The 602-nt window shown below is 48.3% G+C and carries 1 protein-coding gene; it reads left to right on the top strand.

The features are described from left to right. Positions 1 to 602: methionine ABC transporter permease (locus R7Q46_RS28400; protein WP_318078472.1), on the top strand; the 602-nt coding region annotated here is incomplete at both ends.

A 602-nucleotide genomic window follows, 5' to 3' on the forward strand; every position in this document is an offset into this window, starting at 1 on the left:
TCCTTTAATACGATTTTTGAATGGCTAAGTTTAAACAGCAAACTACTTTTAGGTGCTACGTGGGAAACCATCTACATGGTCGCAGTTGCTGGCGTAGTGGGTTTTGCGGTCGGCATTCCGTTGGGAGTGATTCTGCATATTACTAAGAAAGGCGGCTTACTAGAAAACACCAAACTGAACGGAATTCTTGGTGCAGTGGTTAACGTTGGGCGCTCAGTTCCTTTCCTTGTTTTGATGGTTGCGATCATTCCGGTGACTAAAATGTTAGTGGGCACTTTCATTGGTACAACTGCGGCAATCGTTCCGCTGACTATTGGTGCGATTCCGTTTGTCGCTCGTCTTATTGAAGGCGCATTGCTGGAAGTACCAACTGGCTTGGTTGAGGCTGCGCAATCCATGGGCGCAACACCAACGCAAATCATCACAAAAGTTCTCCTACCAGAAGCAATGCCGACTATTGTTAACTCAGTGACGATTACTCTAGTGACATTAGTGAGCTACTCTGCGATGGCAGGAACGGTGGGCGGCGGCGGCCTCGGTGACGTAGCCATCCGATACGGCTTCCACCGTTACGACATTACTATCATGGCAGTAACCGTTGT

The sequence above is a fragment of the Vibrio sp. 811 genome (genome assembly GCF_033339195.1).